General features: G+C 70.0%; 21 protein-coding genes. 9 read left to right on the forward strand and 12 right to left on the reverse strand.

Features of this window, described 5'->3' with window-relative positions; all coding sequences use genetic code 11:
- Positions 1 to 13: 13 nt before the first annotated feature.
- From OG432_RS13445 to OG432_RS13460, 4 genes are read right to left on the reverse strand one after another with little or no spacing between them, the layout of a single operon-like run.
- Positions 14 to 1,402 carry an NADH-quinone oxidoreductase subunit D gene (locus tag OG432_RS13445; RefSeq protein ID WP_328311116.1) on the reverse strand — a complete coding sequence of 463 codons (1,389 nt, stop codon included), beginning with the start codon at positions 1,400 to 1,402 and terminating at the stop codon, positions 14 to 16.
- Positions 1,402 to 2,124: an NADH-quinone oxidoreductase subunit C gene (locus OG432_RS13450; protein ID WP_328311118.1), complete on the reverse strand. Its 723-nt coding sequence runs from the start codon at positions 2,122 to 2,124 to the stop codon at positions 1,402 to 1,404. The genes OG432_RS13445 and OG432_RS13450 overlap by 1 nt, the downstream gene beginning before the upstream one ends.
- Positions 2,121 to 2,675, reverse strand: coding sequence for a NuoB/complex I 20 kDa subunit family protein (locus OG432_RS13455; RefSeq protein WP_328311120.1), 555 nt, complete (start codon positions 2,673 to 2,675; stop codon positions 2,121 to 2,123). The genes OG432_RS13450 and OG432_RS13455 overlap by 4 nt, the downstream gene beginning before the upstream one ends.
- 17 nt (positions 2,676 to 2,692) lie before the next feature.
- Positions 2,693 to 3,052 (reverse strand): NADH-quinone oxidoreductase subunit A, encoded by a 360-nt coding sequence (locus OG432_RS13460; RefSeq protein WP_030494815.1) that lies wholly within the window; start codon positions 3,050 to 3,052, stop codon positions 2,693 to 2,695.
- Between the two features lie 723 nt (positions 3,053 to 3,775).
- Between OG432_RS13460 and OG432_RS13465 the strand changes: the two genes are divergently transcribed.
- The 4 genes from OG432_RS13465 to OG432_RS13480 all read left to right on the forward strand — a co-directional run bounded on the left by OG432_RS13465 (position 3,776) and on the right by OG432_RS13480 (position 6,763).
- Positions 3,776 to 4,612 carry a C40 family peptidase gene (locus OG432_RS13465; RefSeq protein WP_328311121.1) on the forward strand — a complete coding sequence of 279 codons (837 nt, stop codon included), beginning with the start codon at positions 3,776 to 3,778 and terminating at the stop codon, positions 4,610 to 4,612.
- Positions 4,613 to 4,758: 146 nt separating this feature from the next.
- Positions 4,759 to 5,301 carry a hypothetical protein gene (locus OG432_RS13470; RefSeq protein WP_328311123.1) on the forward strand — a complete coding sequence of 181 codons (543 nt, stop codon included), beginning with the start codon at positions 4,759 to 4,761 and terminating at the stop codon, positions 5,299 to 5,301.
- 194 nt (positions 5,302 to 5,495) lie between these two features.
- The gene (locus OG432_RS13475; RefSeq protein WP_328311125.1) at positions 5,496 to 6,068 is read left to right on the forward strand and encodes a dihydrofolate reductase family protein; all 573 of its coding nucleotides are present in this window, start codon (positions 5,496 to 5,498) and stop codon (positions 6,066 to 6,068) included.
- A gap of 71 nt (positions 6,069 to 6,139) precedes the next feature.
- Entirely contained in the window at positions 6,140 to 6,763 is a 624-nt protein-coding gene (locus OG432_RS13480; RefSeq protein ID WP_328311127.1) for a hypothetical protein, read from the forward strand.
- 62 nt (positions 6,764 to 6,825) lie between these two features.
- Here OG432_RS13480 and OG432_RS13485 read toward each other — a convergent pair whose 3' ends face one another.
- A complete protein-coding gene (locus tag OG432_RS13485; RefSeq protein WP_328311128.1) occupies positions 6,826 to 8,109 on the reverse strand; it encodes a geranylgeranyl reductase family protein in 1,284 nt (427 codons plus the stop codon).
- 101 nt (positions 8,110 to 8,210) lie between these two features.
- Here OG432_RS13485 and OG432_RS13490 point away from each other — a divergent pair, with 101 nt between their 5' ends.
- A complete protein-coding gene (locus tag OG432_RS13490; protein ID WP_328311129.1) occupies positions 8,211 to 8,810 on the forward strand; it encodes a GNAT family N-acetyltransferase in 600 nt (199 codons plus the stop codon).
- Here OG432_RS13490 and OG432_RS13495 read toward each other — a convergent pair.
- Positions 8,797 to 9,492: a demethylmenaquinone methyltransferase gene (locus OG432_RS13495; protein WP_328311131.1), complete on the reverse strand. Its 696-nt coding sequence runs from the start codon at positions 9,490 to 9,492 to the stop codon at positions 8,797 to 8,799. The two genes, OG432_RS13490 and OG432_RS13495, sit on opposite strands and share 14 nt — an antisense overlap.
- A gap of 125 nt (positions 9,493 to 9,617) precedes the next feature.
- Between OG432_RS13495 and OG432_RS13500 the strand changes: the two genes are divergently transcribed.
- The gene (locus OG432_RS13500) at positions 9,618 to 10,631 is read left to right on the forward strand and encodes a chitinase (RefSeq protein WP_328311133.1); all 1,014 of its coding nucleotides are present in this window, start codon (positions 9,618 to 9,620) and stop codon (positions 10,629 to 10,631) included.
- A gap of 64 nt (positions 10,632 to 10,695) precedes the next feature.
- On the opposite strand, the gene OG432_RS13505 is transcribed toward OG432_RS13500, so the two are convergent.
- From OG432_RS13505 to OG432_RS13520, 4 genes are all read right to left on the reverse strand, one after another.
- The gene (locus OG432_RS13505) at positions 10,696 to 11,334 is read right to left on the reverse strand and encodes an amidohydrolase family protein (protein WP_328311135.1); all 639 of its coding nucleotides are present in this window, start codon (positions 11,332 to 11,334) and stop codon (positions 10,696 to 10,698) included.
- Positions 11,335 to 11,349: 15 nt separating this feature from the next.
- Positions 11,350 to 12,549: a cyclic dehypoxanthinyl futalosine synthase gene (gene mqnC / locus OG432_RS13510; RefSeq protein WP_328311137.1), complete on the reverse strand. Its 1,200-nt coding sequence runs from the start codon at positions 12,547 to 12,549 to the stop codon at positions 11,350 to 11,352.
- A gap of 89 nt (positions 12,550 to 12,638) precedes the next feature.
- Complete coding sequence (locus tag OG432_RS13515) at positions 12,639 to 13,376, reverse strand: A24 family peptidase (protein ID WP_328315094.1); 738 nt, start codon at positions 13,374 to 13,376, stop codon at positions 12,639 to 12,641.
- 112 nt (positions 13,377 to 13,488) lie between these two features.
- A complete protein-coding gene (locus OG432_RS13520) occupies positions 13,489 to 14,073 on the reverse strand; it encodes a hypothetical protein (RefSeq protein WP_328311139.1) in 585 nt (194 codons plus the stop codon).
- Positions 14,074 to 14,217: 144 nt separating this feature from the next.
- On the opposite strand from OG432_RS13520, the gene OG432_RS13525 reads away from it, so the two are divergent.
- Genes OG432_RS13525 through OG432_RS13535 form a run of 3 tightly spaced genes read left to right on the forward strand, consistent with a single transcriptional unit; the run spans position 14,218 to position 15,739 of the window.
- The gene (locus OG432_RS13525) at positions 14,218 to 14,553 is read left to right on the forward strand and encodes a hypothetical protein (RefSeq protein ID WP_328311141.1); all 336 of its coding nucleotides are present in this window, start codon (positions 14,218 to 14,220) and stop codon (positions 14,551 to 14,553) included.
- Between the two features lie 7 nt (positions 14,554 to 14,560).
- A complete protein-coding gene (locus tag OG432_RS13530) occupies positions 14,561 to 15,142 on the forward strand; it encodes a hypothetical protein (protein WP_328311143.1) in 582 nt (193 codons plus the stop codon).
- 12 nt (positions 15,143 to 15,154) lie between these two features.
- Positions 15,155 to 15,739, forward strand: coding sequence for a hypothetical protein (locus OG432_RS13535; protein WP_328311145.1), 585 nt, complete (start codon positions 15,155 to 15,157; stop codon positions 15,737 to 15,739).
- A gap of 31 nt (positions 15,740 to 15,770) precedes the next feature.
- Here the strand turns inward: OG432_RS13535 and OG432_RS13540 are convergent, their stop codons facing one another.
- Together OG432_RS13540 and OG432_RS13545 are read right to left on the reverse strand one after the other, a co-directional pair.
- Positions 15,771 to 16,466, reverse strand: coding sequence for a hypothetical protein (locus OG432_RS13540; protein ID WP_328311146.1), 696 nt, complete (start codon positions 16,464 to 16,466; stop codon positions 15,771 to 15,773).
- Positions 16,467 to 16,516: 50 nt separating this feature from the next.
- Entirely contained in the window at positions 16,517 to 16,972 is a 456-nt protein-coding gene (locus tag OG432_RS13545) for a hypothetical protein (protein WP_328311147.1), read from the reverse strand.
- Positions 16,973 to 16,984 lie beyond the last annotated feature (12 nt).

Consider the following 16,984-nt stretch of genomic DNA (forward strand, 5'->3'; position numbering starts at 1 on the left):
AATTGAATGTCGGTCACCGGTCGACGCCTCCCATCACGGGGTCGATGGACGCGACGGCGACGATGACGTCGGCGACCTGGCCGCCCTCGCACATCGCCGCCATGGCCTGGAGGTTGGTGAAGGACGGGTCGCGGAAGTGGACCCGGTAGGGGCGGGTGCCGCCGTCGGAGACGACGTGCACGCCGAGTTCGCCCTTGGGCGATTCGACGGCCGCGTAGGCCTGCCCGGCCGGCACCCGGAAGCCCTCGGTCACCAGCTTGAAGTGGTGGATGAGGGACTCCATGGAGGTGCCCATGATCTTCTTGATGTGGTCGAGGGAGTTGCCGAGTCCGTCCGGGCCGAGCGCGAGCTGCGCGGGCCAGGCGATCTTCTTGTCCTCGACCATGACCGGGCCCGGCTCGAGCCGGTCCAGGCACTGCTCGACGATCCTGAGCGACTGGCGCATCTCTTCGAGGCGGACCAGGAAGCGGCCGTAGGAGTCGCAGGTGTCGGTGGTCGGCACGTCGAACTCGTAGTTCTCGTAGCCGCAGTAGGGGTCGGTCTTGCGCAGGTCGTGCGGGAGGCCGGCCGAGCGCAGGATGGGGCCGGTGGCTCCGAGCGCCATGCAGCCGGTCAGGTCGAGGTAGCCGACGTCCTGCATGCGAGCCTTGAAGATGGGGTTGCCGGTGGCGAGCTTGTCGTACTCCGGCAGGTTCTTCTTCATGGTCTTCAGGAACTCGCGGAGCTGGTCCACCGCGCCCGCCGGCAGGTCCTGGGCGAGGCCGCCGGGGCGGATGAACGCATGGTTCATGCGCAGCCCGGTGATCAACTCGTAGAGGTCGAGGATGAGTTCACGATCCCGGAAGCCGTAGATCATGATCGTGGTCGCACCCAGCTCCATGCCGCCGGTGGCGATGCACACCAGGTGCGAGGAGAGCCGGTTGAGCTCCATGAGCAGCACGCGGATGACCGAGGCCCGGTCGGGGATCTGGTCGGTGATGCCGAGGAGCTTCTCGACGCCGAGGCAGTAGGCCGTCTCGTTGAAGAACGGCGTCAGGTAGTCCATGCGTGTGACGAAGGTGGTGCCCTGCGTCCAGGTGCGGAATTCGAGGTTCTTCTCGATACCGGTGTGCAGATAACCGATTCCGCAGCGGGCCTCGGTGACGGTCTCGCCGTCGATCTCGAGGATCAGCCGGAGCACGCCGTGCGTGGAGGGGTGCTGGGGGCCCATGTTGACGACGATGCGCTCGTCGTCGGCCTTGGCCGCGGACTGCACGACGTCGTCCCAGTCGCCGCCGGTGACCGTATATACGGTCCCCTCGGTCGTCTCGCGGGCGGACGAGAAGGGGGTCCCGGAGGGACTCGTCGAGGGGTGGTGGCCGGGCGACGGGTGGGCGTGCGGCGTTCCGTGTGAAGTGGACATCAGGTGTACGACCTCCGCTGGTCCGGAGCCGGGATCTGGGCGCCCTTGTACTCGACCGCGATGCCGCCGAGGGGGTAGTCCTTGCGCTGCGGGAAGCCCTGCCAGTCGTCCGGCATCATGATCCGGGTCAGCGCGGGGTGGCCGTCGAAGACGAGACCGAAGAAGTCGTAGGTCTCGCGCTCGTGCCAGTCGTTGGTCGGGTAGACCTCGACGAGCGAGGGGATGTGCGGGTCGGCGTCCGGAGCGCTGACCTCCAGCCGGATCAGCCGGCCGTGCGTGAGCGAGCGCAGATGGTAGACGGCGTGCAGCTCACGCCCCTTGTCACCGAGGAAGTGCACGCCGCTCACGCCCGTACAGAGCTCGAAGCGCAGGGCGGGGTCGTCGCGCAGGGTGCGGGCGACGCGTACGAGGTGCTCGCGCGCGATGTGGAAGGTGAGTTCGCCGCGGTCGACGACCGTCTTCTCGATGGCGTTCTCGGGGAGCAGGTCCTGCTCCTCCAGGGCGCCTTCGAGCTCGTCGGCGACCTCGTCGAACCAGCCGCCGTAGGGACGCGAGGTGGCGCCCGGCAGGGTGACGGTCTTGATGACGCCGCCGTAGCCGCTGGTGTCACCGCCGTCGGCGGCGCCGAACATGCCCTTGCGTACGCCGATCACGTCGCCGGTGTTCTCGCGCGGGGCGGGGACGCCCTGTTCGGGAGTGTCCGGAGTGTCGGGAGAGCTCACCGCAGCAGCCCCTTCATCTCAATGGTGGGGAGCGCCTTGAGAGCCGCCTCCTCCGCCTCGCGGGCCGCTTCCACCTGGTTGACCCCGAGCTTGGAGCCCAGGATCTTCTGGTGGAGCTTGAGGATCGCGTCGATCAGCATCTCGGGGCGGGGTGGGCAACCGGGCAGATAGATATCAACCGGAACAATGTGGTCAACGCCCTGAACAATTGCGTAATTGTTGAACATTCCGCCCGACGAGGCGCAAACCCCCATGGAAATGACCCACTTGGGGTTGGGCATCTGGTCGTAGACCTGCCGCAGGACGGGCGCCATCTTCTGGCTGACCCGCCCCGCCACGATCATCAGGTCGGCCTGGCGCGGGGAGCCGCGGAAGACCTCCATGCCGAACCGGGCCAGGTCGTAGCGCCCGGCGCCCGTCGTCATCATCTCGATGGCGCAGCAGGCGAGGCCGAAGGTTGCGGGGAAGACGGATGACTTGCGCACCCAGCCCGCGGCCTGCTCAACAGTGGTCAGTACGAAGCCGCTAGGCAGTTTCTCTTCGAGTCCCATAGGTGCCCCTCAGCCCCTCAGTCCCATTCCAGACCGCCGCGCCGCCACACATACGCGTAGGCGACGAAGACGGTGAGCACGAAGAGCAGCATCTCCACGAGCCCGAAAAGCCCCAGGGCGTCGAAGGTGACCGCCCAGGGGTAGAGGAAGACGATCTCGATGTCGAAGACGATGAAGAGCATCGCCGTCAGGTAGTACTTGATCGGGAAGCGACCGCCGCCGGCCGGCGTGGGAGTCGGTTCGATGCCGCACTCGTACGCCTCAAGTTTGGCCCGGTTGTACCTTTTTGGGCCGATAAGCGTGGCCATGACCACGGAAAAGATCGCAAACCCTGCCCCGAGGGCGCCGAGCACGAGGATGGGCGCGTAGGCATTCACGCTCCTCGCTCCTTCCAGTCGTCCTTGACCGTTGGACCGCACAGCGGGCCCTGCGAACGCCTCGGCCTTCCTCATGCATCGCGCGAAGATCGCGTACATGTGAGGCAGTTCACAAGCCCGACTGCCCCGCATCCTATGCCCGCCGGTCTGTGATCTGCGACACGGGGTGCGTCAACGCCTTTGTGATCTCCACCACCTGACGAAGGATCATGAAGTCGGATGAGCGGTGATCTTCATACGCGAAGCGCCTGAGTGATCACGAGACGTGACATTCGATGGTGTTACCGCTGGTCGGCGGCGGTCTGGCATTATCAAGGGATGTGCGCTACAGGCAAATTGGCAAGGAAAGCCCGTCAGTGATAAATGGCCCCCGCTCACCCGCGCGAGGGACTTCGCCGCCCAAAGGTGGACGCGTGCACCCGTTCACGAGACCCGCACGCACATCACGTCCGGCCGGATCCCTTCACACTGTGACCTGCGTCACGTACCAACGGTCGTGAAATCAACGGGGCTTGGCCATCGACGTGAGGGGATGGTAAGCGCCGGGCAATTCGGGCGTTTCATGGAAAACGCATGATCACAGCCCTGATTGGGGCTGCCGGGTTTGTCCGTTACGGCGTCAATAAGTGCCGCCACGAAGCGGATTCACAGCTTCCGAGGTCAACTGTGGCGCAGCCCACGTTTCTTGAAGGGAACCCTGAACCCCTGATAGCGGTTATTCCCATGTCCCACACCGCTCACATACCCAGCCACCGGAAGCCCCGCCGCAGCGCCTCGAAGGTCTCGCTCCGGGCCGGAGTTGCCGGTGGCGTACTCAGCACCATCGCGCTGGCAGGTGCGGCCGCCCCGGCCATCGCCGCTCAGCCGGTCACCGAGACCATCGAGATGCCGACGCTGACGGGCGACCTCGCGACCACCGCGGCCGCTTCCGCCCAGGCCACCAAGGCAGTTGCCGCCGACCTCCAGCTCCAGGCCGCTCAGGACGCCGCCGCGTCCACCGCCGCCAAGGACGCCAAGAAGGCCAAGGACGACGCCGAGGCCAAGGCCAAGGCCGCCGAAGCCAAGGCGAAGGCCGAAGCCGAGGCCAAGGCCAAGGCCAAGGCCGACGCCACCGAGCGCGCCTCCCGCTCCGCCGAGCGCACCACGCTCAAGTCGACGTCCGCCAAGTCCGCCGGCACGACCTCGTTCAAGGCGTCCAACGCCACGGGTTCCGCCGCCGCCATCGTGAACTTCGCCCTGGCCCAGGTCGGCAAGGCGTACGTCTCGGGCGCCACCGGCTCCAGCGCGTACGACTGCTCAGGTCTCGTGCAGGCCGCCTACCGTCAGGTCGGCGTCGACCTGCCGCGCGTCTCGCAGGACCAGTCGACCACCGGCACCGACGTCTCGCTGTCCAACCTCCAGCCGGGCGACATCCTTTACTGGGGTGGCAAGGGCTCCGCCTACCACGTGGCGATCTACGTGGGCGGCGGCAACTTCGTCGGCGCGCAGAACCCCTCCACCGGCGTCGTCGAGCGCAGCCTGGACTACGACGCCCCCTCGGGCGCCGTCCGCGTTCTCTGAGCCACACAGCGGCCTTCTGAGCCGTACCCGCACCGCCTGCAAGGGCCGTTGCTCCCCCGCTCGGGAGCAACGGCCCTTCGGCGCGCCCGGAATGTGTTGAACTCTGCCCGTATCCGGGCAGCATCCACCTATCAGGGGGTGGGCGCATGGACGAGCAGGTGCGGGACGCGGAACCGCAGCCCTACGAGGTCTACGCCGACGGGCTCGGCATGTTCGCCGCGATCGGGATCGTGTTCATGGTGCTCGGCCTGTGGATGCTGACCGGCATCCGGCCCTGGCAGGGTCCGGTCGACTGGTCCAAACTCGCCTTCGGGTGGGGATTCGCCCTGTTCGTCATCGGCGCCGGCGCGTTCTTGGTCATCGCCTGCGTGTACGGGGCGCTGCGGCCCGTCATCCGCGCGGACGTGACGGGAATACACCTCGCCACGCGGTTCGACGCGCCCTGGTCGCAGGTGCGGGAGATCGAGGTCGGCACGGTGGCGATCTGGGAACTCGGGGACGAGGGCACGGCCGGCGGCTACGAACACCACCGCGCGGTGTGGGTGACGCTGCACGACGGCAGACGCCACGAGTACGTGGCCCGCCGCCAGAACGGCGGCCTCTCCCCGGACGAACTGCGCACCGGTCTGTCCCGGTTCGCCGGGGAGGTCCCGGTGCGGTGGACGGACGAGGTGGAGCGGCGCAGCTGACAGGTCTTCGCACCGGCCGGCCCGGACCAACCCGAACCGGCCTGACACGCAGGGGCGGTGCGGCGCGGAGCGATGAGTTTTCGCGTGACCCGGGGTCAGAATGCGTGGTCGGTGGGGCACGGCAGCACGCGTGGCTGCGGTTCGCACCGTACCGAACCCACCCGGAACGGGATACGAGAAACCGAGGCACCCCCATGCGCACCCTGATCAGCACCGCGTTCATCTCGCTCGACGGCGTGATGGAGGCTCCCGGCGGCGAGCCCGGCTACCGCAACTCCGGATGGACCTTCAAACACGCCGAGTTCCTGCCGGAGGCGTTCGAGATCAAGGGCCGCGAGCAGGAGGAGGCCTCGGCGATGCTGCTTGGCCGCACCAGCTACGAGGCGTTCAGCCCGGTGTGGCCCGGTATGGAGGACTTCGCCGGCTACAAGGCGATGCCGAAGTACGTCGTCTCCACCACCCTCACGGAGGACGACCTGGTGTCCAACTGGGGCGACACGACGATCCTGCGCTCCCTCGACGACGTGGCCGCCCTGAAGGAGACCGAGGGCGGCCCGGTCATCATGCACGGCAGCGCCGCCCTGAACCACGCCCTCTCGGACGCCGGCCTGATCGACCGTTACCACCTGCTCGTCTTCCCCCTCCTGCTGGGCGCGGGCAAGCGCCTGTTCAGCGCGACCGACAAGGACGCGCAGCGGCTGAGGCTCGTCGAGCACGAGGCGTACGCGAACGGGCTCCAGAAAAACGTGTTCGACGTGGTGCGCTGACCGAGGCCTAGGATCCTTGAGCCGGCGATCGGCGCGGTGTGAGGTGCTCAGCGAAAGGATTCACCCCGGGGATGCTCATATCTTCGAAGTCCCGCAAGGCCGTGGTGCTCGGCGCCGCCGCGCTGATGCTGACCGCGTGTTCACAGGGTTCGGACAGCGGTGCGCCGAGCGTGGCCTGGATCAAGGAGAAGGCGAGGGTGGCGGGCGCCGCCGGTGCGTCGAAGTGCCCGGTGCCGTTCGACATCGCCGCGGCGGCCAAGGCCGCGGGGTACAACGGCGGGGCGGGGGCCGGCACCGAGCACCCCGCCGCGACGGGATTCGTCGACGGCGCGCCCGACACCCCGACCAGCCAGGCCGACGGAGCGATGCTCGAATGCGTGTACCGCCTCGACTCGCGGACCCTGCACGTCTACACCGTCGGCGCGGGCAAGGGGCCGGCAGTGGGTCTGCTGTACCCCCGCCTGGCGGCGGACGCCGGAATGACATCGGCCGAGATGACGCCCTGGCTCAACAAGGCGGTCGTGGCGGATCGCGGCCGGACGGTGCCCATGCCCGGCCGGACGGTCGTGACGGAGCGGCTGCCCATGGAGGGAGCGGGCGACGTGGCCCTGACGCTCAGCCTTGGCGAACACGCGAAGGCGGACCCTCTGTTGGAGCGCCTGACCAAGGAACTGGCGGCCCAGGCGAAACCCTGAGCCGCCCGCCCCGCACCGGGCCGGCACCTACCGTCGTCGGATGACGCGTTGCGACCGGCCGGTCAAGCCTTCGGGGCCACCTTCGACAACCCGTTGATGATCCGGTCCATCGCGTCCCCGCCCGTCGGGTCCGTCAGGTTGGCCAGCATCTTCAGCGTGAACTTCATCAGCAGCGGGTGGGTGAGACCGCGCTGCGTGGCGATCTTCATGACCTTCGGGTTGCCGATGAGCTTCACGAAGGCACGGCCAAGGGTGTAGTAGCCGCCGTAGGTGTCCTTGAGGATCTTCGGGTAGGCGTGCAGGGCCAGTTCACGCTGGGCGGGGGTCGCGCGGGCGTGGGCCTGGACGATGACGTCCGCGGCGATCTGGCCCGACTCCATCGCGTACGCGATGCCCTCGCCGTTGAACGGGTTGACCAGGCCGCCCGCGTCACCGACGAGCAGCAGGCCCTTGGTGTAGTGCGGCTGGCGGTTGAAGGCCATGGGCAGGGCGGCGCCGCGGATCGGGCCCGTCATGTTCTCCGGGGTGTAGCCCCAGTCCTCCGGCATGGACGCGCACCACGCCTTGAGGATCTCGCGCCAGTCCAGCTCCTTGAAGGCGGAGGAGGAGTTGAGGATGCCGAGGCCGACGTTGGACGTGCCGTCGCCCATGCCGAAGATCCAGCCGTAGCCGGGAAGCAGCCGCTCCTGCGGGCCGCGCCTGTCCCACAGTTCGAGCCAGGACTCCAGGTAGTCGTCGTCGTGGCGGGGCGAGGTGAAGTACGTGCGTACGGCCACGCCCATCGGGCGGTCCTCGCGGCGGTGCAGGCCCATCGCGAGGGAGAGCCGGGTCGAGTTGCCGTCGGCCGCGACCACGAGCGGGGCGTGGAAGGTGACCGGGGTCTTCTCCTCGCCGAGCTTGGCGTTGACGCCGGTGATGCGGCCGGTGCGCTCGTCGGTGATCGGGGCGCCGACGTTGCAGCGCTCGTACAGCCGCGCACCCGCCTTCTGCGCCTGCCGGGCGAGCTGCTCGTCGAAGTCGTCGCGCTTGCGCACCAGTCCGTAGTCCGGGTACGAGGCGAGGTCCGGCCAGTCGAGCTGGAGGCGGACGCCGCCGCCGATGATCCGCAGGCCCTTGTTGCGCAGCCAGCCGGCCTCTTCGGAGATGTCGATCCCCATGGAGACGAGCTGCTTGGTGGCGCGCGGGGTCAGACCGTCGCCGCACACCTTCTCGCGCGGGAAGGCGGTCTTCTCCAGGAGCAGCACGTCGAGTCCGGCCTTGGCCAGGTAGTACGCGGTCGTCGAACCGGCCGGGCCGGCGCCGACGACGATCACGTCCGCGGTGTGTTCGGAGAGCGGCTCGGTCACAGCGGGATCTCCCGAAGACTCGAATTTGCGTGCCGAGAAGCACAGGACACGTGCAGTCTATGGGTGGCCGTTGATCGACATCGCGAAGGGTTGCCCCCGCCATGAGCTCTGTGTCCCCCGAGTCCCCGAAGCCCCGGGTACCCGAGAAGTCCCTGCCCGTCGTGCGGCTTCGGGTGCCCACCGAGGAGGACGCGTACACCTGGCACCGGGTGTTCGACGACCCGGACGTGATGGAGTTCCACGGCGGCCGCGCGGCCGAGGTCTCGGTGTACGAGGAGCTCACCGCCCGCCAGCGCAAGCACGACGCCGAACACGGCTTCTGCCTGTGGACGATGCTCGACGAGGACGACGAGGTCATCGGCTTCACCGGCGCGCAGCCGTGGCCGCTGGACGACTGGGGCCCGGTCGGCGAGATCGAGATCGGCTGGCGCCTGGCCCGCACCCACTGGGGCCGCGGCTACGCGACCGCGGCCGCCCGCGCCACCCTGGCCCGCGTCCGCGCCGCGGGCGTCCCGCGTGTGGTGGCGATGGTCCACCCCGGGAACGTCCGTTCGGTGGCGGTCACGGAGCGCCTCGGGATGACGCTCTCCACGACGTACCCGTCCCGGAAGCTGGGGGTGGACGCGCTGTGCTTCCGCCTGGAGCTGGAGGCCCGACCCGAGACCCCGCTCGGTGACCGGGCCGAGCCTAGGCGGCCTTGAACCCCCGGTGCAGTGCGACGACGCCGCCCGTCAGGTTGCGCCAGGCCACCTTCGACCAGCCCGCCCCTTGCAGCCGCGCCGCGAGCGCGTCCTGGGCGGGCCAGGCGCGGATGGACTCCGCGAGGTACACGTACGCCTCCGGGTTGGAGGACACCGCCGTCGCGACGGGCGGGAGGGCGCGCATCAGGTACTCCGTGTAGACCGTCCGGAACGGCTTCCACGTCGGCTGTGAGAACTCGCAGATCACGACCCGGCCACCCGGCTTGGTCACCCGGTACATCTCGCGCAGCGCGGTGTCCGTGTCCTGGACGTTGCGCAGCCCGAAGGAGATGGTCACCGCGTCGAACGTGTCGTCGCGGAACGGCAGCTTCGTCGCGTCGCCCGCCGTGAACGGCATGTGGGGCTGGCGCCCCTTGCCGACCTTCAGCATGCCGAGGGAGAAGTCGCAGGGCACGGTGTACGCCCCGGCCGCGGCGAAGGGCTGCGACGAGGTGGCCGTGCCGGCCGCGAGGTCGAGCACCTTCTGCGCGGGCCGCGCGTCGACCGCCTTCGCGACCTCCTTGCGCCACAGGCGGGCCTGGCCGAGGGAGAGCACGTCGTTGGTGAGGTCGTAGTGTGCCGCGACGTCGTCGAACATCGAGGCGACTTCGTGCGGCTGCTTGTCCAGGGATGCGCGGGTCACGCTTCCCATTCAAGCAGTACGCGGCCGGGCCCCGGGCGCCCGGCCCTCACCGGCCCGGCCGGGCCACGTACATTCTCCTTTCGGTGCCACGGGGGCGCACATTCACGAGAGCGGGTGCACACGACGTGCGGAGTTTCCTGAGAGTGCCGGTCGCGGGGGCCGGCGTCCTGGCCGCGCTGGTGTGCGCGGGGTGCTCCGCGTCCCCGGACGCGCCGGCCGCGACCGGCACCCCGGCCGCCCCGGCCGCGACGGGCCCGCTGAGCGTCACGTACTCCCCTTACGTCAGCGCCACCACCGCCGCGCCGACCGACGCCGTGGGCTCGCCCTCCGTCTACAACCTGGCCTTCGTCGTCGCCCACGGCTCCACCTGCCGCGCCGTGTGGGACGACGACACCGCGATCGTGGACAGGGACGTCAAGGACCGGGCGACGGCCCTGAAGAAGTCGGGCGCCGCGGTACGGGTGTCCTTCGGCGGGCAGGCCGGCAAGGAACTCGCGCTCACCTGCCGCACCCCCGCCCAGCTCGCCGCCGCCTACGGCACGGCGCTCGACGCGGCGGGTGCCACCGAGGCGGACTTCGACATCGAGGGCGCGGCCCTGACCGACCCGGCCGCCCTCACCCGGCGCTCCGAGGCGATAGCCCTGTTGCAGAAGCAGCGCGCCTCGCTCAAGGTGACCTTCACGCTCGCCGCGATGCCGACGGGGCTGACGCCCGAGGCGACGGCGCTGCTCACGGCGGCCAAGGGGCACGGTGTGAAGGTGTCGGCCGTCAACGTCATGGCGATGAACTACGGCACGTCGTTCGGCGGGAACATGGGCGACTACGCGGTGCGGGCGGCGACCGCCGCGCAGGGTCAGCTCAAGCGGGTGCTCGGGCTCTCCGACCGGGCGGCCTGGCAGGGGCTCGGGATCACGCCGATGATCGGCGTCAACGACGTCAAGGGCGAGACGTTCACGCTCGACGACGCGGCGAAGGTACGGAAGTTCGCCCGCGACAAGGGCGTCGGGCGGATCTCGATGTGGGTGTCCTACCGCGATCAGAAGTGCGGCGACGGGATCAAATCGGCTGTGGCACAAGCCGGTTGCAGCGGGGTGGACCAGGAGCCGGGCGCCTTCGCGAAGGCGCTGTCGGGGAGGTGAGCGGGGCGAGGGCGAGGGCCGACGGCGGCAGCGGGGCCGACGGCGGGCGCCGGGAAGACACCACCTAGCGGCGCCGGTGCAGCAGGCGCCCGCCGATGACGGTGGCGATGCACGTCCCGGCCCCCCGCTCGGCGAGCGCGACCGCGTCCGGTACCGCGAAGACCGCGAACCGGGCCGCGGCGCCCACCGCGAGCGGGGCCCGGAAGGCGTCGGCGGGGTCGGCGCCGACGAACGGGTCGAGGGTGGCCGGGCCCTCCGCGTCGGGGATCGGCACGACCTCAAGTCCCGCCCGGTGCACGGCGGTTCGCACCGCCGGGGTGGTGAGCCGCACCGCCACCGCCACCACGCCGCGCGCGAGGAGCTTCTGGGTGCAGCGGCGCGCGCTGTTGCCCTTGCGGGACTCGCTCGGCGCGAGGTCCGCGAGCGCGGCCCCGGTGAGCGGCTCGCCGCCCAGCTCGTCGAGCTCGAAGGGGTCGTCGGGGAAGTAGGTGTGCTCCAGGAGCGCCGTGCCGTGCCGGTTGACGAGCCCCGGCGTCAGCACTCCGGGCCAGCGGCGGACGCGGGCCGCGGGGTGCGCGGCCGCGACGTCCTCGTACGGCCCGATCGCCGCGATCCGGTCGCCGTCGACGAGCACCGCTCCGCCCGGGACCGGCTCGTCGCCGGCCCCGGTCAGTAGCAGCTCTGCGGCGTGGATCGTCAACACCTCAGGATCACGGCCTCAGTTGGACGCGAGGAGCTTGAGCTCCGGGTGGGCCGTGCCGCCCTCGATCGCGGTGGAGGAGATGTGCGACTGGACGCGGGCGTCGACCGGGTCGTCGGCCGGGTCGTCGTGCACGACGAGGTGCTCGTAGGTGGTGGAGCGCTGGGCGGGCACCCGGTCTGCCGTGCGGATCATGTCGATCATCTCGCGGAGGTTGGAGCGGTGCTTGGCACCGGCCGACGAGACGACGTTCTCCTCCAGCATGATCGAGCCGAGGTCGTCCGCGCCGTAGTGCAGGGTGAGCTGCCCGGCCTCCTTGCCGGTGGTCAGCCAGGAACCCTGGATGTGGGCGACGTTGTCGAGGAAGATCCGCGCGATGGCGATCATGCGCAGGTACTCGAAGATGGTCGCCTGGGTGCGGCCCTTGAGGTGGTTGTTCTCGGGCTGGTAGGTGTACGGGATGAACGCGCGGAAGCCGCCCGTGCGGTCCTGTACGTCGCGGATCATGCGCAGGTGCTCGATGCGCTCGGCGTTGGTCTCGCCGGTGCCCATGAGCATGGTGGACGTCGACTCGACGCCCAGGCCGTGCGCGGTCTCCATGATCTCCAGCCACCGCTCGCCGGACTCCTTGAGCGGCGCGATCGCCTTGCGCGGCCGCTCCGGGAGGATCTCCGCGCCGGCGCCCGCGAACGAGTCGAGCCCGGCGGCGTGGATGCGGCTGATGGCCTCCTCCACACTCACCTTGGAGATGCGGGCCATGTGCTCGACCTCGGAGGCGCCGAGGGAGTGGATGACCAGCTGCGGGTAGGCCTTCTTGATCGCCGAGAAGTGCTCTTCGTAGTACTCGACGCCGTAGTCGGGGTGGTGCCCGCCCTGGAACATGATCTGGGTGCCGCCGAGCTCGACGGTCTCCGCGCAGCGGCGCAGGATGTCGTCGAGGTCGCGCGTCCAGCCCTTGGCGGTGTCCTTGGGCGCGGCGTAGAACGCGCAGAACTTGCACGCCGTCACGCAGACGTTCGTGTAGTTGATGTTCCGCTCGATGATGTACGTCGCGATGTGCTCGGTACCGGCGTACCGGCGGCGGCGCACCGCGTCGGCGGCGGAGCCGAGCGCGTGCAGCGGCGCGGAGCGGTACAGGTCGAGCGCTTCCTCCGGGGTGATCCGCCCACCCTCGGCGGCGCGGTCGAGAACGGACTGGAGATCGGCCTTCTCAGTCACCGGGGGTGTCCCTTTCGGAAGGGTTACGGGCGGACCGATCCAGCGTACGGCAGCGGCCCTGCCCCGCTGATCGGGGGCCGCGAACCCGGCTAGGCGGTGGCCGCGCCGAGCAGCAGCCCGCAGAACGCTCCGGCGGTCAGGAACGGGCCGAGCGGGAAAGCCTCCTTGCGGCTCGCGCGGCGCAGCAGGAGGAGCCCGAGCCCGTACAGCGCGCCCAGGACGAGACCGAGCAGCGCGCCGGTCAGCAGGCACGGCAGGCCGTACCAGCCGAGCATGACGCCGAGGCCGAGCGCGAGCTTCACGTCGCCGAAGCCGAGTCCTGCCGGGTTGATCAGGAACAGCACGCCGTATCCGCCGCCGAGCGCGAGCCCGCCGAGCAGGGCGGCCGGCCAGGCACCGGCGTGCCCGGGGACGAGCGAGGCCGGCCCGAGCAGCACGACCGCGGCGCCGGCCAGCGGGAGGGTGAGGACGTCGGGCAGCCGGTGAACGGCGAGGTCGACGAGACAGAGCAGCACCGCGATCGGGGCGAGCAGCAGCCAGACCACGAGTTCGGGGCGGGGCCCGGTGGCGGCGGCGAGGGCGGCGCAGACGAACGCGGTGACCAGGCCCGTGGTGAGCGGCCGCGCGTGACCGGCCGCATCGCCGCAGGTCCGGCACCGGGCAGGCCCCAGCCATCCTTCCCAGGCGCCCGCCAAGGGGTGCCCGGCCGGACAGTCGGCATGCCAGGTCCTGTCGGGTGCGACGGCGAGCCGGTACGCGGGCCGCGGCAGAAGCCGCCCCACGCCCGCGCCCCACCCGGCCGCCACGGCGATCAGCGTCGCGTCCACCGTTGTGGTCACCGTTGTGTTCACCGGACCAGGGTGCCCGCAGGCCCCTGGCCGCCGCTGCGAAACGGGTGTCACGGAGCCGATCCGTGTGCGGCCGGACGGCGCGGGCGCGTCACACGGTCCTGCCGTCCCCCCGGGTGTCACGGAAGCCGAGGATGCCGATCGACGCGTCGAGGAGGGTGCCGGCCCGGGTGAGCGCGGACGTGTCGGCCGGTTCGAGGACGAGGGCGACCGCCAAGTCCGTGGCGTCGACGGAGCCTTCCGCCGTGCCGGTGCGTTCGATGCCCAGGTGTCCCACGGCCCGCCGGATCGTGACGACGGCCCCCGGTCGCCGGAGCGTCACGTCCCTGCCCGGCCCGGACGGCCCGGTGGAACGGTAGACGTAACTCCGCTCGCCACACCGGACGTCGAGCCACCGTGACGCCTTCAGGAACCCTTCGCCCCGGAGGTCGAGGGCCACCTCCGTACCGTCCAGGGTGAGCCGTCCGCCGGGCAGCGCGGGGCGGCCTCCCTCCCGGCCGCTCGTGAAGACGGCCCGCGGGAGGCGGTCGCCGTCGACCACGACCTGGTTCCTGCACCCGCTCTGTTTCGTCACCTCGGCGCACACGGTGACGGCGCCGAACGGACCCATCAGGCCGCGGTATCCGTGCACGGTGGCCGAATGGATCGGGGTCAGATCGAAGGTGAACGGTTCCATCACCCCTTTCTCTCACGCCACTCGGCGACGGGGACAACCGGTACCGGGGAGCGGAACGGTCCGCCGGCCGGGACTGGCGAAATCGCGTACCGCCTGGTTAGCGTCGTCCTGCTCGACGCCACGACCACAGCTCCAGGAGTACGTATGAGCCGCCCCACCACACCGACGGCCCTCGGGGCGACCGGTGTGTACACCGAGAAGGTCCCCATGGCCTGGTCGGGCAGCTGCGTCGGCGGCTGCCTCGCCGCAGTCGCGTACATGGGCGTGGACTCGATACCCCAGGACACCGGTGTGTGGCTGATCGTGTCCGCGCTCTTTCTGCTCCTCCCGCTGCCCCGTCTGGCGGTCCCGATCTCCAGGGCGATCCACAACCGGATCAGCGTCGGGATCCGTGCGCGCCAGGGCGAGCCGCTCCGCATCGCCACGCGTGACCGCGGGGCCTTTCTCGGGACGTTCGCCGGCGCCACGGCTGTGCGGTAGGCGACACGTGCCCACCTTCGCCTTCGAGCTGCGCACGTTCAGGAACAGAAGAGAGACCGGCCGCAGGGGAACCGTCGGACCGTTCGGCGAAGTCACCACGAGGCGGCCGAAGACGACGTTCTGGCGCGGCGCGGACATTCCCGGATTCGGCGAAGTACGGCTGGAAAGTGAAGGCCTGCCGGACACGCGGTACCGCTTCGGCGCTTCGAGCGCCGACCACGACGTGGATCGTGGGCACCTTTTCGTCGAGGGCACCGAGATGTCCTTCGACTACGACCGACGGGCCTTCAGGAACAGATCCCGAGCGCTGACCATCCACGGGGAGCACCGCGACTACACCTACTCCGTACTCCAGGTGCATCGCCGCGTCGTCCTCGAACGTCCAGGGATACGCGTCGGTTTCGAACGCGGGAAGAGTTCCACGGGAAAGGGCGGCAGCAGCTTCGGCGTCGCCACAGGTGATGTGGACGCCCTGGACATGGCGCTGGCCATCATTTTCGAAGAGGTCAACACGTCTGCTCTGACATCCATGGGTGCCACCTCAGCCATGATCAACAAGATTGCCAACCTTCCCCGGTCCAATGAGTAAGCGGCAGGAAAAATGAGCGACGTCACCTTCGAGCTGCGCAGCTACTGGACGAAGACGCACCTCGGTATCGCGGGACCCGCGGGGCCGTTCGGCGAGGTGTCCACGAGAGAGTCGAGGCCCCGACTTCGCTCCAAGCTTCAACTCCCGTACCAAGGGGTCGAATTGCTAGGCGACGCCATGCCGGAAGCGGCGTACCGCTCACCCGGCACGAAGACCGAATGCACGCCGGACAGCACGCTCACCGTCGACGGGGTGGCGGCGGAGTTCGACTTCAACAGGCGCGCCCTGCGCAACACCTCCCGGGCCCTGCACATCGCCTGGGGAGAACGCCGCTACACCTACACCGTCCTGCGGGTCTTCCGCAGCTTCGCGCTGGAGCGCGACGGCGTGCGGGTCGCCTTCCAGGAGCGCACCGAGGGCAAGGAGCGGGTGCACGCGGGGAGCATGACCGGCGCGGCGGACGCGGTCGACCTGGCCATCGCCGTTCTGCTCCAGCGCGTCGACACCTCCGCGCTCACCTCGGTCGGTGCGGTGTCGATGGCCCTGGACGCGGTGTTCTCGCGGGGGAGCGGCGAGCCGGTCGACTGCTCCGACTGATCCGACCGACCCGGGCCGTGGCCGCGCGCCCTCAGCCGTCCCCCAGGAACGCGTACGCGAAGGCCAGGCGGCGGTCCAGCCAGTCCTGCTCGACCCTCAGGAGCTTGACGCTCTCGGACACCATCACCGCATCGCCGTCCGCCACCCATTCCAGCGTCCTGGCCTTGCGCTGGGGGCCGTGGGAGTCGTCGGGCCCCAGGCCCGTCACGATGTTCAGCACCTCGGGAACGAAGTTCTCCGCCGCCCGGTGGGCCAGCCGCGCGGGGTGCCACTGGTTGCGCCCGACGACGTCCGGGTGACCGGGCTGGTGCATCCGCCAGGTGTGCTTGAAGAGCCTTCCCGACGGCGGGATCCGCCGCAGGGTGCCGATGGGCCGGTGTTCGGCGTCGTACACCTCGTAGCGGCTTTCACCGTCCGGGAGTTCCCGTGCCACGAGGTAGCACAGCAGGCGCTGGGATTCCGCGTCCTCGTAGAGGCAGCGGTCCATGGCGGTCGGCGGGACCGGGGGTGTGGAGCGGGCGACGTAGGCGCAGGGGGCGAACACCTGCCCGTCGCCGCTGCCCGCCGGTACGCGGATGGCGCGCGGGCCGCGCACCGGGCGGGGGCGCCTCTTCGTGGCGGGGCGCTCCATCGAGCCGATGGTGAACTCCCGCACCCCCGCCCACGCGACGGGCGCCACCGGCGCCTCCTCGCGCGTCTCGCGGCCCTCGCGTCGCCTGAAGGCCACGTCCGCTCTCCTTTGATCGCCGGTGATTACGTGCCGCCGTCCGACCGCCGCTAGGACAGGTGCGGCTGCGTGTAGACGAGGACGGGGACGTGCGGCGCGAACGCGTCGACCGCGGCCTGGAGGCGTTCCGGGTCGAGGCGCCAGAAGTTGATGGGCCGGCTGGCCTTGAGCAACTCGTAATCGACGTGCGGGACCAGCGTCGCGGCCCTTTCACGGCTCATACGGCTGTTCATGCCGGGCAGCGGGGGCGCGCCGGCCTTCCTCTGCACACCGATGTGGTTGATTCCGTTGCCGGCGGTCAGCTGGCGCCACACCACCATGGCCGTGATGTCCTGCCAGGGCACGAAGGCCAGCTGGCTCTCGTACCGCGCGGGGGCTCCCCCCAGCAGGACGCCGTCGGCGTCGACGCGGAACGCGACCAGCCTCTTCCACTTGTGGCCGCCGAGGAGCTGGAACGGCGTACGCCTGAAATGGGCTTCGTATACGGGCGCGTTCTCATCGTTCATGACGCGGTTCAG

Origin of the sequence: Streptomyces sp. NBC_00442, assembly GCF_036014195.1 — a bacterium.
Classification (GTDB): domain Bacteria; phylum Actinomycetota; class Actinomycetes; order Streptomycetales; family Streptomycetaceae; genus Streptomyces.

Coding starts and splice junctions, on each gene's coding strand:
- OG432_RS13445 (WP_328311116.1), bottom strand. CDS start 1,402: ATGTCCACTTCACACGGAACGCCGCACGCCCACCCGTCGCCCGGCCAC.
- OG432_RS13455 (WP_328311120.1), bottom strand. CDS start 2,675: ATGGGACTCGAAGAGAAACTGCCTAGCGGCTTCGTACTGACCACTGTT.
- OG432_RS13465 (WP_328311121.1), top strand. CDS start 3,776: ATGTCCCACACCGCTCACATACCCAGCCACCGGAAGCCCCGCCGCAGC.
- OG432_RS13470 (WP_328311123.1), top strand. CDS start 4,759: ATGGACGAGCAGGTGCGGGACGCGGAACCGCAGCCCTACGAGGTCTAC.
- OG432_RS13475 (WP_328311125.1), top strand. CDS start 5,496: ATGCGCACCCTGATCAGCACCGCGTTCATCTCGCTCGACGGCGTGATG.
- OG432_RS13480 (WP_328311127.1), top strand. CDS start 6,140: ATGCTCATATCTTCGAAGTCCCGCAAGGCCGTGGTGCTCGGCGCCGCC.
- OG432_RS13490 (WP_328311129.1), top strand. CDS start 8,211: ATGAGCTCTGTGTCCCCCGAGTCCCCGAAGCCCCGGGTACCCGAGAAG.
- OG432_RS13520 (WP_328311139.1), bottom strand. CDS start 14,073: ATGGAACCGTTCACCTTCGATCTGACCCCGATCCATTCGGCCACCGTG.
- OG432_RS13525 (WP_328311141.1), top strand. CDS start 14,218: ATGAGCCGCCCCACCACACCGACGGCCCTCGGGGCGACCGGTGTGTAC.
- OG432_RS13535 (WP_328311145.1), top strand. CDS start 15,155: ATGAGCGACGTCACCTTCGAGCTGCGCAGCTACTGGACGAAGACGCAC.
- OG432_RS13545 (WP_328311147.1), bottom strand. CDS start 16,972: ATGAACGATGAGAACGCGCCCGTATACGAAGCCCATTTCAGGCGTACG.